We start from the raw sequence: 13,091 nt of genomic DNA, 5'->3' as shown, positions 1-13,091 counted from the left end.
ATGAAAAACAATTTAGGAATAGGGATTTTGTTGGGTGCCATTGCACCCATGATCGCTTATTTACTTTCTACCTATACAACGCTTTTTGAAAAAACGATATCGGAAAAGCCGATGTTAATTTATGCCATAGCGGTATTTATCAACTTATTGGTTATACGTTTTTTGTTTAAAGGAGAAAAAGGTGCCTTAGCAAAAGGAGTCTTGGTCGCTACATTTATAGCAACCATACTTTATATACTTACACATAAATTATCCATATGAAATTGACATTGGGTTTTTCACCATGCCCGAATGATACGTTTATTTTTGATGCACTTATTCATCATAAAATAGATACAGAAGGACTAGAGTTTGACATTGTATATGAAGATGTCGAAACCTTGAATTTAAAAGCCTTTAGGGGAGACTTGGCCGTCACAAAATTAAGTTACCACGCTTTTGCTTATGCTGTTGAAGATTATGAGCTATTGGACGCCGGTAGCGCATTAGGTTTTGGGGTAGGACCCATGTTAATTACGAAAGATGAAGAGCTGGCTAAAGAGCTTCAAGAAATATTGTCATCCAAAACGGTATTAACGAAAGCACTAGCAGAATTACGGGTCGGTTATCCCGGGAAATATACGACAGCTAATTTTTTATTGGGTTTGGCATTTCCTGAATTGAAAAATAAAAAGGAACTTGTTTTTTCAGAAATTGAAGGTGCTTTGTTAGCCGGTGATATAGATTTGGGATTGATCATTCATGAAAACCGCTTTACTTATCAGGAAAAGGGCTTATTTAAAGTGGTTGATTTGGGTGATTATTGGGAAAAAACGACAAATTGTCCTATTCCTTTAGGTGGTATTGTTGTTAAAAGAAGTATTCCTCAAGATATTAAAGAAAAATTGAACCGCGTTTTGAGAGCGAGTGTCGAATATGCTTTTGCAAACCCGACATCAGGTCTCGAGTTTATCAAATCGCATGCTCAGGAGATGAGCATCGATGTGATGTATAAACACATTGAACTTTATGTCAATAAGTACTCTGTAGAACTTGGAAAAGAGGGGCGTTCGGCGATTGAAATCATGTTTAAGAAGGCTCAGGATATGGGCTTTATCCCTAAAACGGAAAAGAATTTATTTTTGTCATAAAAAATAGTAAAAAATATAGATATAGTGTGTTAGATATGATATCTAATAACTAAATTTGCCCGATTAGTGTCAATTTGTCTGCAATTTTAGTTTGGAGTCATTATTGAATGAAAGTCATAAATTGAGATAGAAAAGAATATTATGTTAAAATTTTTAAGTAAATTATTTGGAAGTAAATCCGAGCGAGATATTAAGGCGGTCCAGCCAATTGTTGAAAAAATCAAATCGGAGTACGAACAACTTTCGCCGTTAAGTGATGATGAATTGCGTGGCAAAACCGCTGATTTCAAAAATAGAATAAAAGGATATTTAGCAGATATTGATAAAGAGATTTCTACTCTAAAGGCTGAAGCTGAAGATGATAATTTGGATATGTCACAAAAGACAGCGATATACGAAAGTGTAGATAAATTATCGAAAGACCGTGATAAAAAATTAGAAGAGGTTTTAATGGATATTTTACCAGAAGCATTTGCTGTGGTAAAAGAAACATCAAGACGTTTGGCAGAAAATAAACAATTAGTCGTTACTGCGACAGATTTTGATAGAGAACTTGCTGCGCAAAAGCAAAATGTGGTTATTGAAGGAAATCAGGCAACTTGGAAAAATGTATGGTTAGCTGCAGGAACTGAAGTAACTTGGAACATGGTGCATTATGATGTGCAATTAATTGGTGGTGTTGTCTTGCATCAGGGTAAAATTGCACAAATGGCAACTGGTGAGGGTAAAACATTAGTTGGAACCCTTCCTACTTATTTAAATGCATTAGCTGGTAATGGTGTGCATATTGTTACAGTGAATGATTATTTGGCACGTCGTGACTCGGAGTGGAATGCACCACTCTTTGAATTTCATGGATTGAGTGTAGATTGTATTGATAAACACCAACCAAACTCGCCGCAAAGACGTAAAGCTTATGCTTCTGATATTGTTTACGGTACGAATAATGAATTTGGTTTCGATTATTTGCGTGATAACATGACGCAGACACCCGATGCTTTGGTACAGGGTAAGTTACATTTTGCAATGGTGGATGAGGTCGATTCAGTTTTGATTGATGATGCGCGTACGCCATTGATTATTTCAGGTCCTATCCCACGTGGTGATCAACATGAGTTCTACCAATTAAAACCACGTATCGAACGTTTGGTAAATGCACAAAAAGCATATATCAATACGGTATTGAATGAAGCTAAGAAAGCTGTTAAAGCTGGAGATATCGATCCAGAAAAAGGTGGTTTAGCATTATTTAGAGCTTATCGCGGTTTGCCGAAAAATAAAGCTTTGATCAAATACTTAAGTGAGGATAATCACCGTCAGATTTTGCAAAAAGTAGAAAACTACTACATGCAAGAGCAGAATAAAAATATGCCTAAAGCTGATGCTGAATTGTTTTTTGTAATTGATGAGAAAAATAATCAAGTAGAATTAACGGAAAAAGGTATTGAGCTTATTACTGCTTCGGGAGAAGATCCTTCATTCTTTATCTTGCCAGATGTAGGTTCTGAAATTGCGGATATCGAAAAAGCGGATATTCCTTTAGAGGAGAAAGCTGCTCGTAAAGAGGAATTATTACGTGATTATTCTATCAAAGCTGAACGTATTCATTCAATCAATCAATTGTTAAAGGCATATACTTTATTTGAAAATGATGTTGAATATATTGTTGACGAAGGAAAAGTAAAAATAGTAGATGAACAAACGGGACGTATCATGGATGGTCGCCGTTACTCAGATGGATTACACCAGGCAATCGAAGCAAAAGAGAATGTGAAAGTAGAAGATGCTACACAGACTTATGCGACGATTACCTTACAAAATTACTTCCGTATGTACCACAAACTTGCCGGTATGACGGGTACAGCTTCTACTGAGGCTGGTGAGCTTTGGGAAATATATAAATTGGACGTTGTAGAAATTCCTACAAATCGCGTTGCTTTACGTGATGACCGTCAAGATTTTATTTACCGTACTGCTCGTGAAAAATATAATGCCGTTGCAGAAGAAATCCAAAAGTTAACTGAAGCGGGAAGACCTGTGTTGGTCGGTACAACTTCTGTTGAGATCTCTGAATTATTAAGTCGTATGCTTCAATTACGTAAGGTAAAGCATAATGTCTTAAACGCAAAATTACACCAAAAAGAGGCCGATATTGTTGCGGAAGCAGGTCAACCTGGACAGGTAACTATTGCGACAAACATGGCTGGTCGTGGTACGGATATTAAATTAACAGATGAGGTGAAAGCTGCAGGTGGTTTAGCGATCATCGGTACAGAACGTCACGAATCTCGTCGTGTTGACCGTCAGTTACGTGGTCGTGCTGGTCGACAAGGGGATCCGGGATCATCGCAGTTCTTTGTTTCTTTGGAAGACAACTTAATGCGTCTTTTCGCTTCTGAGCGTATCTCTAACATCATGGTTAAAATGGGTGTTGAAGAAGGTGAAGTGATGCAACATAGTATGTTGACAAAGTCAATCGAAAGAGCACAGCGTAAAGTAGAAGAAAACAACTTTGGTATTCGTAAGCGTTTATTGGAGTATGATGATGTGATGAACTCACAGCGTACAGTTATATACACAAAGCGTAAGAATGCCTTGTTCGGAGAACGTTTAGACGTCGATTTGAACAATATGATTTTTGATGTTGTTGAAGAAATTGTTGTTGATGCTAAAGAAGGTGGTTCATATGAAGATTTTCAAATTGAAGTAATCCGTATATTTGCTGTAAATCCAGAGATTTCGGAAGAAGAATTCACAAGTCTAAAAATCGAAGCGTTAACAGATCGTTTGTTTGATCAGATAATCAATGCGTACCACACTAAATTAAATACGGTAGCGGCACATACGATGCCAGTATTGCAAAATGTATTTGAAGAGCGTGGTAATGTTGTCGAAAATGTTGTTATTCCTTTCTCCGATGGTCTTCGTGGCATTCAAGTTGCTACAAATTTGAAGAAAGCAATAGAAACAGAAGGAAGAGAAGTTTTCAAATCTTTTGAAAAAGGTATTGTTTTAGCATTAATTGATGAAGCTTGGAAAGAGCATTTACGTGAAATGGATGACTTAAAACAATCTGTTCAGAATGCTGTTTACGAACAAAAGGATCCGATCATTATCTATAAAATGGAAGCATTCAACTTATTTAAGTCGATGCTGGCGACCATGAATAAGGATATTGTAAGCTTTATCTTTAAAGGTGAGATCCCTGGACAAAATATGCAAAGTGTTCCAGAACGTTCTGTTCAAGCTGCTCCGGTACAGGTTAAAGCGACAAAAGCAGAGCTGGAATCTCCAATTGGAGTAAGTGCTGAGGATGTAGATACCCGTGATTTGGGTCCTACACAGCCTATCCGCAATGAAAATGCAATTGGCCGCAATGATGACTGTCCTTGTGGTTCTGGTAAGAAATACAAAAACTGTCACGGCGTTAATAGCTAGGCAGTCTTTTAAAAAAATATAATAATGCTTAAGAGAGGATTGATAGTTGTTTTTGCTTTAGTTGCTTTTACTTTTTCGAAAGTAAAGGCGCAACAAAATGAAAATGTAGTTGTCGTAAAAGATACATTAATTACGCTATTACAACACGTTAGGGCAAACATGGGTATCAATCCTGTCGAAAGCAAACCTGTCGCTGTACCAACTAAACCGACTGTAAGAAGCGCGGCTACGCGTACTACGGTTCGTGGTTTTAGGGTTCAGATATTTGCAGGCAGTGATCGTAACAGTGCTTTCTCAGAGCAGGCGCGATTTAGAAATATGTATAAAGATATTGATACCTATATTAATTACGATGAACCTAATTATAGGGTTAAAGTAGGAGATTTTAGGAGTCGATCTGAAGCAAATAATTTTATGAATTTGCTGCGTCAACAATTTAAGAACGTCTTCGTATTCTCTGAAAACGTTTTTGTTTACCAATAATCTTATTAAAATGGCAAGTATTAAAGATAAAGTTAATGCCTTAGCCCAACAGTTTTTTCAAGAAACAGTTCAAATGAGGAGACATCTTCATCGGCACCCTGAACTTTCTTTTGAAGAGTACAATACTTCGGCATATGTCAAGTCTGTTTTGAATGCTACTGGAATTCCCTTTGAAGAAATGGCTGATACAGGTGTAGTTGCCTATTTAACGGGTGACATGGTTTCTGATGAAGTGATTGCTTTACGCGCTGATATGGACGCTTTGCCTATCCAAGAAGTGGAAGGCAGGACTTACGGTTCTCAGAATCCAGGTGTCATGCATGCCTGTGGACATGATGTGCATACCTCATCTTTATTAGGTGTGGCCAAAATATTGCACGCATTGAAATCGGAATTTGGAGGAGTTGTAAAATTGATTTTCCAACCAGGAGAAGAACGTCTTCCGGGTGGAGCATCCCTCATGATTAAAGAAGGAGTTTTAGAAAATCCTATTCCTTCAGCTATTATAGGTCAACATGTTATGCCTTATATTGAGGCAGGTAAAGTTGGCTTTAGAGAGGGGAAGTATATGGCTTCTTGTGATGAACTTTTTGTGACAGTAAAAGGTAAAGGAGGTCACGGTGCCCATCCGCATCAAAATATTGATCCAATTGTTATCACAGCGCATATCATAACGGCACTGCAACAGATTGCGAGCCGATTTGCCGACCCAAGAACCCCTACAGTTCTTTCTTTCGGAAAGATCATTGCAAATGGGGCTACAAACATAGTTCCTGACGAAGTTTATCTTGAAGGAACCTTTCGTACGTTTGATGAAGATTGGCGCGCTGAGGCTCATGAAAAGATGGTTAAAATGGCAACAGGTATTGCAGAGAGTATGGGTGCAGTTTGTGATTTTGATGTACGTAAAGGATACCCGTTCTTAATTAACAATCCTGAACTGACAAAAGCGACAAGAGGTTATGCTGAAGAATATCTCGGTAAAGAAAATGTTTTAGATTTAGATCTTTGGCCTGCGGCAGAAGATTTTTCCTATTACTCGCAGGAAGTAAATGCCTGCTTCTACCGTTTAGGCACAGGAAATAAGTCTAAGGGTATCCAGTCTGCTGTTCATACGTCATCTTTTGATATTGATGAGGATGCATTACAATTGAGCATTGGTCTTATGGCTTATATGACATTAAGACGTTTAGGTCAGTAAAGTCTATGTCGTCACATCATATTGTTCGAGAAAGGCAAGAGCCGGCACTACTGATAACGGATATTTATAGTATTGACAAAGAGTTGGTTGGACAGCTTTTAGAATGGTCTCCAACGATCGTTACGGATGTCAACTCTTATGAAGCGGTTACTTCTCAGGCCTATAAGGTCGATATCATCTTCAGTCCGGGGCTCATGGATTTCCCGCAGGAGCATGTAAAGGCTGTTATTTATGAAAAAAATTTTATAGCCAGTGCTTTGAGTTATCTTATTGAGGAGGGGTACAAAGCTGTAAATATATTAGGATCTGGATTTGATGAGACAGTATTGGAATATTTTGCCCCAATGATTGATATTGTATGGTTGCATCACGAAACGAGAACTATCTTTGTTCAATCGGGATTTGAGAAATGGATGCCTGCTGGGGATGAGCTTTTTATAGGGTCTGTACTGAATGACTTGGAGACAAGTGGTTTGCAAGCGATCGGAGAAAATCACTTTAGAACAATTGAAGATGGTTTTTTTAGGTTAGAATTTTCATCACCAAAATATTGTTTATTGACAGAAAAACTATGAGCGCAGTAATTATTAAATCCGCAGGAAAGGACGAAGCGGCATTTATTAGTAAAATTGGACAGCAAAGTTATAATGAAACTTATCCTGCTATTCTAACGCAAGAACAAATTGATTTTATGTTGAATAAAAATTACACTGTTGATGCTATTCAGGCTTTAATGGACAGTGGTCAAGATTTTTATTTATTGTATGAAGATGCTGTACCCAAAGGATTTGTTGCTGTTCAAAATAAGGAACAATCGATTTTGAGAATAGAAAAACTTTATCTGTTAGCTGAAGATAAGGGAAAAGGTTATGGAACGAAGTTCTTAAATTTTGTAGCTGATCTGGCTAAATCAAGAGATCTAAAGCTTTTAGAGCTAAATGTAAATCGGGGTAATCCGGCTTATCATTTTTATTTAAAGCAGAGTTTTGTTGTAACGGAAGTTGTTGACATCCCTTATTATGGTTATATTTTGGATGATTATGTTATGCAAAAAGACCTCACGCTTTAACGATTTATTTTCGTAATTAAGTAGTATATTTCCTCTATGAATTAATAGCTTTTAATGGCAGAGGAGAGAACATAAATTGTTTTTATATGTGACAAAATTATGTTGCATATAAAAAGCAATTTATCTAAGTTTGATATAAATAGTAATCATCATGAAAGAAGTAACAGTAGAAGAGCTTAAATCAAAAATTGATAATGGCGAAGATTTTCAATTAATTGATGTTCGTGAATCATTTGAATATGAGGTTTCTAATTTAGGAGGATTGAATATTCCTTTATCTGGAATCTTAATTGAAGTAGATAAAATCGCTAAAGATAAACCTGTCGTGGTACAATGCCGTTCAGGAAAACGTTCTGCGCAAGCAGTAATGATGTTAGAGCAACAAGGTTTTGATAATTTAGCAAATTTAAAAGGCGGAATCCTTGCTTGGAAAGAGGAGATCGATCCTGAGATCGATGTTTATTAATATACATCCATCAAGGTTATACTTTTCATATCGATAATCAATAACCGAATAGGTTTACAATCAACAATCGTATTTAATGAAAAACTTAGAGCATCAGACTAAACAAGCTTTTTTGTTTAGTCTTGCTTTTTATTGCATTTCAATAATATCAAAATTCTTTTATTTTGAAATTTTTCCTATTCTCTTTAGTATATCTTTGTTACTCTCTTTAATCTGGGTCGTATTGGTATTGAGAGAAATCATTTTTTCTGGTCGAATTTCAAATACAGAGCGGATGCTCTTGACTTTATTTATTATATTTTTCAATATAGTAGCTGGTCTATTTTATTTCTTCAAATTTAGGGAGAAGGTAATTGGTAAAAAGTAATCTTATGACAAAAAATTTTATTTTAAATATTCTAATCAACTTACTGATAGTAGGTGCAGTTTATTATGGCTATAAGTCTTATGAAGCAGGAAACATTTTAGTCTGTGGTATTTCGATCGCGCTATTGGTCGTCTTTATTTTCTTTAAACGTGTACTTATTAAGAAAGTTAGGATTGATTTAAAGAAAGAGGAAGAGCGAAGAAGATTAGAAAAGAACAAGCAATAAAAAGGGGGCTAATTTTTCAATTGCCCCCTTTTTATTATTACTTAACAAATGGTGGTTTTACCACTTTTGCTTTTATACTTTGGTTACGGATACTGATGAAGATTTCAGTGCCTTCTTTAGCGAAAGCATTATCTACATAGCCTAAACCGATTGATTTTTTCAATGTTGGAGATTGTGTTCCTGAAGTTACACGACCAATTTTGTTTCCTTCAGCATCTACGATTTCGTAATCATGACGTGCAATACCACGGTCAATCATTTCAAATCCCACTAATTTTTTCTTGATACCAGCTTCTTTTTCCGCTTTTAGATTCGCCGAGTTAACAAATTCCTTCGTGAATTTTGTAACCCATCCTAAACCGCCTTCTAAAGGAGAAGTTGTATCATCAATATCATTGCCATATAAGCAGAAGCCCATTTCTAAACGAAGCGTATCACGCGCGCCTAAACCGATTGGTTTAATACCGTAAGCTGCTCCAGCTTCAAATATAGCATCCCAAACTTTTTGAGCATCTTCGTTAGCGACATAGATTTCAAAACCACCAGCACCAGTATAACCTGTAGCTGATACCAGCACATTTTCTACTCCAGCAAAGGTACCTTTAGCAAAAGAGTAGTATTCCATAGATGCTAGTTCAATATCTGTCAAAGATTGTAAAGCATCAGCTGCTTTAGGCCCTTGTACCGCAAATAGTGAAGTTTCGTCTGAAATATTTTTCATATCAACGCCAAAACTATTGTATTTGGAAATCCAGTTCCAATCCTTCTCTATATTAGAAGCATTGACAACTAAGAAATATGTGTTTTCGTCGATGCGGTAAGTTAAAAAGTCATCTACTATCCCTCCAGTTTCATTTGGAAGATAACCATACTGTATTTTACCATCATATAATTTAGATGCGTCATTTGAAGACACCATCTGAATAAGGTCTAGCGCTTTTTCTCCTTTTAGAATGAATTCGCCCATGTGACTAACGTCAAACACACCTACACCTGTACGAACAGTTTCGTGTTCATCATTGATGCCCGAATATTGAACAGGCATATTGAAACCTGCAAAAGGTACCATTTTCGCTCCTAAAGCGATATGCGTATCCGTAAGGGCAGTATTTTTGATCATAATACGATAAGTTTTATTTATTTACAAATTTACAAAATAAACATGGATTTTAGCCTAAAGATTAGCATTTATGCAATCGATTTACTGATCGATTGTCAAAGAATAAATCGTGGTTTCCATTTTATCATCATCTTTATCTTCGCAAAGAAAAAAAGTGATCTGATCTCCTGATTGCTCTTTTAAGGTAATGCCTTCAAATTTGTGCTTTCCCGGAATACGGATAGTTTCAATACTTTGAGAATTTTTACGGTTAAATTTTCCAAGTATTGTGCCCGCAATTTCCCCATCTAAATAAGTTGAGTTTGATGCTTCGGCCGCAGCAATGAAATAAACGAAGTCACCAACCAGAATGGCATCGGTAAAACCAGCTTGTACATAATCTATGAGCGGTAATTTGATCGCATCAAAACTGGATTTTTCAGTGTTGAACTTGTTGATTTTGAAGATTCCGTTTTGAGCTTTTTGACCATTACCTCTATTGAATAACCAAATCTCATCTTCCGTATGAATAACACCTTCAATATTAAAATTGTCCTGATCGACTAGAAATTTCTGCTGTAAGCGATGATATATTTTGGAAAAATCTTCGGTTAGAACCTCTTTTTGGTATGTAATGCGAAGGTTACGGTTTGGCGTTGATCCTGAACCATAAATATAATATTTATCCTGATCGAAAGTTATGGATTCAAAATCTGGTTTTCTAGCTTTCGCTATATTTTCTAGATCTGATGTGTTTTTGTCAAGTTGAATTCTTGTTAGAAGTCGATCATTTAGTCCAAAGTCGTACAAGTATCGACTATTATCAGCGATTACAAAAAGGTGATTATTTTGATGTACTAACCCTGACGCGGCACTGATACCGGTGATGGTTAAGAAAAAATCCAGTATGATGTTCTTCATATTGAGTTCTCCATGTTTAAGATCTCGAGGACACGTTTAAATTCCGGTTGTAGTCCTGCGTTGATGATGATATTATTTTGTGTTTTGGGATGCTTAAATGTTATTTCCGAGGCATGCAACATCATGGTGTCCATTTCAAAATGCTCTTTCCAAAACTTGTTTTGTTTATTACAACCATGAGGACGATCACCTATAATCGGGTGGAAGATGTGTGCAAAGTGTTTTCTTAGCTGGTGCATCCTTCCTGTTGTAGGATTTGCTTCAACTAAGCTATACCGGGATGTTGGAAATCTTCCTGAAGGAAAAGGAAGTTCTGTATGAGCGATTGTTTTGAAATCGGTCTGTGCTTCTTGTATTACCCCGTTATCTTTTTTCAGGGGATAATCAATGTGCATCACTTCGGGCGCATGGCCACGTAATATCGCTAGATATTTTTTATCGACCTGTTGGTTCTGAAATAACTGCTGCAATTCCTTATCCATATCCTTATTTAAAGAGAATAAGAGGATTCCAGCTGTTTTTCGATCAAGGCGATGTGCAGGATATACCGTTTGATTAATTTGATCACGCAAGAGTTGAAGGGCAAATTCGGAAGCATCGCGCGCGATAGATGAACGGTGTACAAGTAAACCATGTGGTTTATTAATTGCAATGATATCTTCGTCTTGATATAATATTTCTAACATGTTGGATTAATTGTTCTTGATAGCATCGATTATTTCGGTCGCTTTTTCGTCAATCTTAGGGCTTAACCATATTTTTCCGAAAGCACCGACACCTATGGGGCTCTCCTTACCTTGCCATTTAATTTTTGTTAATGAAAATAGATAGAAGTTTTCAACGAGAACGTTTTTCGAAACAAAATCTTCGACTGCATTATTTCCGAATAACTGCATGCCGATATCGAATAAGCTCTGTTCTTTTTTACCTAATTGATTTTTTAATAAATATTCGGCTTTTTCCTTCACAACAAGTTCATGTTGTTCCTTTTTCGGATTTGTCCATATTGCTGTAATAACAATGAAAATGATTACTAAAGCAAAAATTCTTTTTTTATTCATTTTTAAGAAATTGTGTATACAAAAATAGCGTTTATACATCCATATAAACGCTATTTTATGATTTTATATACATTCGGTTAAAAAAGTAATTGCCAAACCCATTCTCCGGCAATCCATAAAAGATAGATGGTGCCGACAAAAAAGAGGACAATGATCGATAGAATACCCAGTAGTAACCAAATCGCAGAACCCTGATGTTTGTTTTCGTAGTAATGCTCTTTCATCAATTTGATATTCTTGGTATTTGCCTTGTTAAAGAAATCAAATACATTTCCAAAAAGTGGAATTGCTCCTAAAATTGCATCAATTGAAATATTAATCAGCATTTTGACGACTAATTTAGAGCTCGCTCCATTTCTCCACATGACCATTACCAAAACGAATGACGTTCCAAAGCTGGCAATTGTTCCTGCAAAAGGAACAAAATTAAGAAGTGGATCAAGACCAAAGCGGAATCCAGCTATCTGGAAATTATTATCCATCAGCCAGGAGAGTCTTTCAACCCAACCGAAATCATGATCTCTTCTTTTTTCTTTGTCAGCTAAAGATAAATCTCTTTTCATTATAATATTTCAAAGGATGCATTTACCTCACTTATAATTTTGATCGGTTTAATATCCAAGTCCAGATCATCGGCTACATCTGCAGCTTCCATGTTACTTGATTTGAAAGAAGCCATGGCACGTGGTGAATTGAAATAAATCATTTGTGGACTTTCAGACAATAGAATTGCTTTTCCAACTTTTTGACCAGCAGCTTCAGCTAAAATTTTCGCATTTTCCATCGCATCTTTAATCGCTTTAACTTTTAATGTTTTTTCAAGTTCTTTCTTTTTTGAATAATCAAGTTCGCTGATTGCTGTATTCTGTATTCCGGCAGCATCAACACCGTCGAACAAATCATTTAATTTATTCAATTGCGTTACTTTAATACGGTATTGACGAGAAAGTAAGATTTCAGTTTCTTTTTTCTTCTTTGTAGCATAGTTCGTACTGTAGATATTTTGAATTGTAAAATCCTTTTTTTCAACCCCTACATTTGTTGCCGCTTGAAATAATTGCTTTTCAAGAGTTTCGATTGAAACCTTTTTCTTGGTGTTTCCGTCTTGATAAAATTCCTTTAAAGTAACGTTTATATAAATAATATCGGGTGTTACTTCTTCTTCCGCTCTTCCGATGGTTGTTACCATATCTTTATTTGTCATTTGTTGTGCTTGTAAAGTGTGTACAGATGCAAATAGCATTATTCCTAACAATAAATTTTTCATACTTTTTTTATTTTAATACTTGTTTTCAAAAATCGAACCATTGTTTGTTTCTATTGATGTAGACGCAGTTTGAGCCAAGTAGTTTAATGGAAAAAAAATTAAAAAGATAAAGGATTTTAATTTTTTTTAAATATCTTTAAGAAATTTAATACAATAAAACAATGCAAGAAGGAGTAGTAAAATTCTTTAATGAAACCAAAGGTTTCGGTTTCATCATTCCAAATTCAGGCGAGAGCGAAATCTTCGTTCACGTTTCTGGTTTAGTAGACAAAATTCGTGAAAATGACAACGTTTCTTACGAAGTAGAACAAGGTCGTAAAGGTCTTAATGCGGTAAATGTAAAAGTTATCTAATCAGATTTTA

General features: G+C 35.9%; 16 protein-coding genes. 10 read left to right on the top strand and 6 right to left on the bottom strand.

Translation table 11 applies throughout. The annotated features are described in order from the left end of the window. The 9 genes from ACFS6I_RS19615 to ACFS6I_RS19575 all read left to right on the top strand — a co-directional run bounded on the left by ACFS6I_RS19615 (nucleotide 1) and on the right by ACFS6I_RS19575 (nucleotide 8,380). Complete coding sequence (locus ACFS6I_RS19615; RefSeq protein WP_132771731.1) at nucleotides 1-261, top strand: hypothetical protein; 261 nt, start codon at nucleotides 1-3, stop codon at nucleotides 259-261. Beyond that, a complete protein-coding gene (locus ACFS6I_RS19610; RefSeq protein ID WP_380923164.1) occupies nucleotides 258-1,130 on the top strand; it encodes a menaquinone biosynthesis family protein in 873 nt (290 codons plus the stop codon). The genes ACFS6I_RS19615 and ACFS6I_RS19610 overlap by 4 nt, the downstream gene beginning before the upstream one ends. Nucleotides 1,131-1,271: 141 nt before the next feature. Continuing rightward, nucleotides 1,272-4,568, top strand: coding sequence for a preprotein translocase subunit SecA (gene secA / locus ACFS6I_RS19605; protein WP_132771729.1), 3,297 nt, complete (start codon nucleotides 1,272-1,274; stop codon nucleotides 4,566-4,568). A 24-nt stretch (nucleotides 4,569-4,592) separates the two neighbouring features. Further along, nucleotides 4,593-5,051: an SPOR domain-containing protein gene (locus ACFS6I_RS19600; RefSeq protein WP_021189175.1), complete on the top strand. Its 459-nt coding sequence runs from the start codon at nucleotides 4,593-4,595 to the stop codon at nucleotides 5,049-5,051. A 10-nt stretch (nucleotides 5,052-5,061) separates the two neighbouring features. Then, nucleotides 5,062-6,252 carry a M20 metallopeptidase family protein gene (locus tag ACFS6I_RS19595; RefSeq protein ID WP_380923161.1) on the top strand — a complete coding sequence of 397 codons (1,191 nt, stop codon included), beginning with the start codon at nucleotides 5,062-5,064 and terminating at the stop codon, nucleotides 6,250-6,252. A gap of 5 nt (nucleotides 6,253-6,257) precedes the next feature. Further along, nucleotides 6,258-6,827, top strand: coding sequence for a thiamine diphosphokinase (locus ACFS6I_RS19590; protein WP_380923159.1), 570 nt, complete (start codon nucleotides 6,258-6,260; stop codon nucleotides 6,825-6,827). Beyond that, nucleotides 6,824-7,321 carry a GNAT family N-acetyltransferase gene (locus tag ACFS6I_RS19585; RefSeq protein ID WP_183918322.1) on the top strand — a complete coding sequence of 166 codons (498 nt, stop codon included), beginning with the start codon at nucleotides 6,824-6,826 and terminating at the stop codon, nucleotides 7,319-7,321. The genes ACFS6I_RS19590 and ACFS6I_RS19585 overlap by 4 nt, the downstream gene beginning before the upstream one ends. Before the next feature lie 151 nt (nucleotides 7,322-7,472). Beyond that, nucleotides 7,473-7,787, top strand: a complete 315-nt coding sequence (locus ACFS6I_RS19580; RefSeq protein WP_021189171.1) for a rhodanese-like domain-containing protein — start codon at nucleotides 7,473-7,475, stop codon at nucleotides 7,785-7,787. Between the two features lie 371 nt (nucleotides 7,788-8,158). Continuing rightward, a complete protein-coding gene (locus tag ACFS6I_RS19575) occupies nucleotides 8,159-8,380 on the top strand; it encodes a DUF6358 family protein (protein ID WP_132771725.1) in 222 nt (73 codons plus the stop codon). 37 nt (nucleotides 8,381-8,417) lie between these two features. Here the strand turns inward: ACFS6I_RS19575 and gcvT are convergent, their stop codons facing one another. From gcvT to ACFS6I_RS19545, 6 genes are all read right to left on the bottom strand, one after another. Continuing rightward, nucleotides 8,418-9,497, bottom strand: coding sequence for a glycine cleavage system aminomethyltransferase GcvT (gene gcvT / locus ACFS6I_RS19570; RefSeq protein WP_183918386.1), 1,080 nt, complete (start codon nucleotides 9,495-9,497; stop codon nucleotides 8,418-8,420). 84 nt (nucleotides 9,498-9,581) lie between these two features. Then, a complete protein-coding gene (locus tag ACFS6I_RS19565) occupies nucleotides 9,582-10,400 on the bottom strand; it encodes a DUF6929 family protein (protein ID WP_380923156.1) in 819 nt (272 codons plus the stop codon). Continuing rightward, a complete protein-coding gene (locus ACFS6I_RS19560) occupies nucleotides 10,397-11,086 on the bottom strand; it encodes a pseudouridine synthase (protein ID WP_380923154.1) in 690 nt (229 codons plus the stop codon). The genes ACFS6I_RS19565 and ACFS6I_RS19560 overlap by 4 nt, the downstream gene beginning before the upstream one ends. Nucleotides 11,087-11,092: 6 nt before the next feature. Then, the gene (locus ACFS6I_RS19555; RefSeq protein WP_380923152.1) at nucleotides 11,093-11,461 is read right to left on the bottom strand and encodes a DUF4359 domain-containing protein; all 369 of its coding nucleotides are present in this window, start codon (nucleotides 11,459-11,461) and stop codon (nucleotides 11,093-11,095) included. 77 nt (nucleotides 11,462-11,538) lie between these two features. Further along, complete coding sequence (locus ACFS6I_RS19550; protein WP_021189167.1) at nucleotides 11,539-12,024, bottom strand: DUF4112 domain-containing protein; 486 nt, start codon at nucleotides 12,022-12,024, stop codon at nucleotides 11,539-11,541. Further along, entirely contained in the window at nucleotides 12,024-12,728 is a 705-nt protein-coding gene (locus ACFS6I_RS19545) for an SIMPL domain-containing protein (protein ID WP_380923150.1), read from the bottom strand. Before ACFS6I_RS19545 ends, ACFS6I_RS19550 begins: the two co-directional genes overlap by 1 nt. Before the next feature lie 161 nt (nucleotides 12,729-12,889). Between ACFS6I_RS19545 and ACFS6I_RS19540 the strand changes: the two genes are divergently transcribed. Then, on the top strand, nucleotides 12,890-13,081 hold the full coding sequence (locus ACFS6I_RS19540; protein WP_038695072.1) for a cold-shock protein: 192 nt from the start codon (nucleotides 12,890-12,892) through the stop codon (nucleotides 13,079-13,081). Nucleotides 13,082-13,091: the final 10 nt, after the last annotated feature.

Origin of the sequence: Sphingobacterium anhuiense, assembly GCF_042686355.1 — a bacterium.
GTDB classification, from domain to species: domain Bacteria; phylum Bacteroidota; class Bacteroidia; order Sphingobacteriales; family Sphingobacteriaceae; genus Sphingobacterium; species Sphingobacterium anhuiense.
This window is presented reverse-complemented; position numbering and strand designations above follow the sequence as displayed.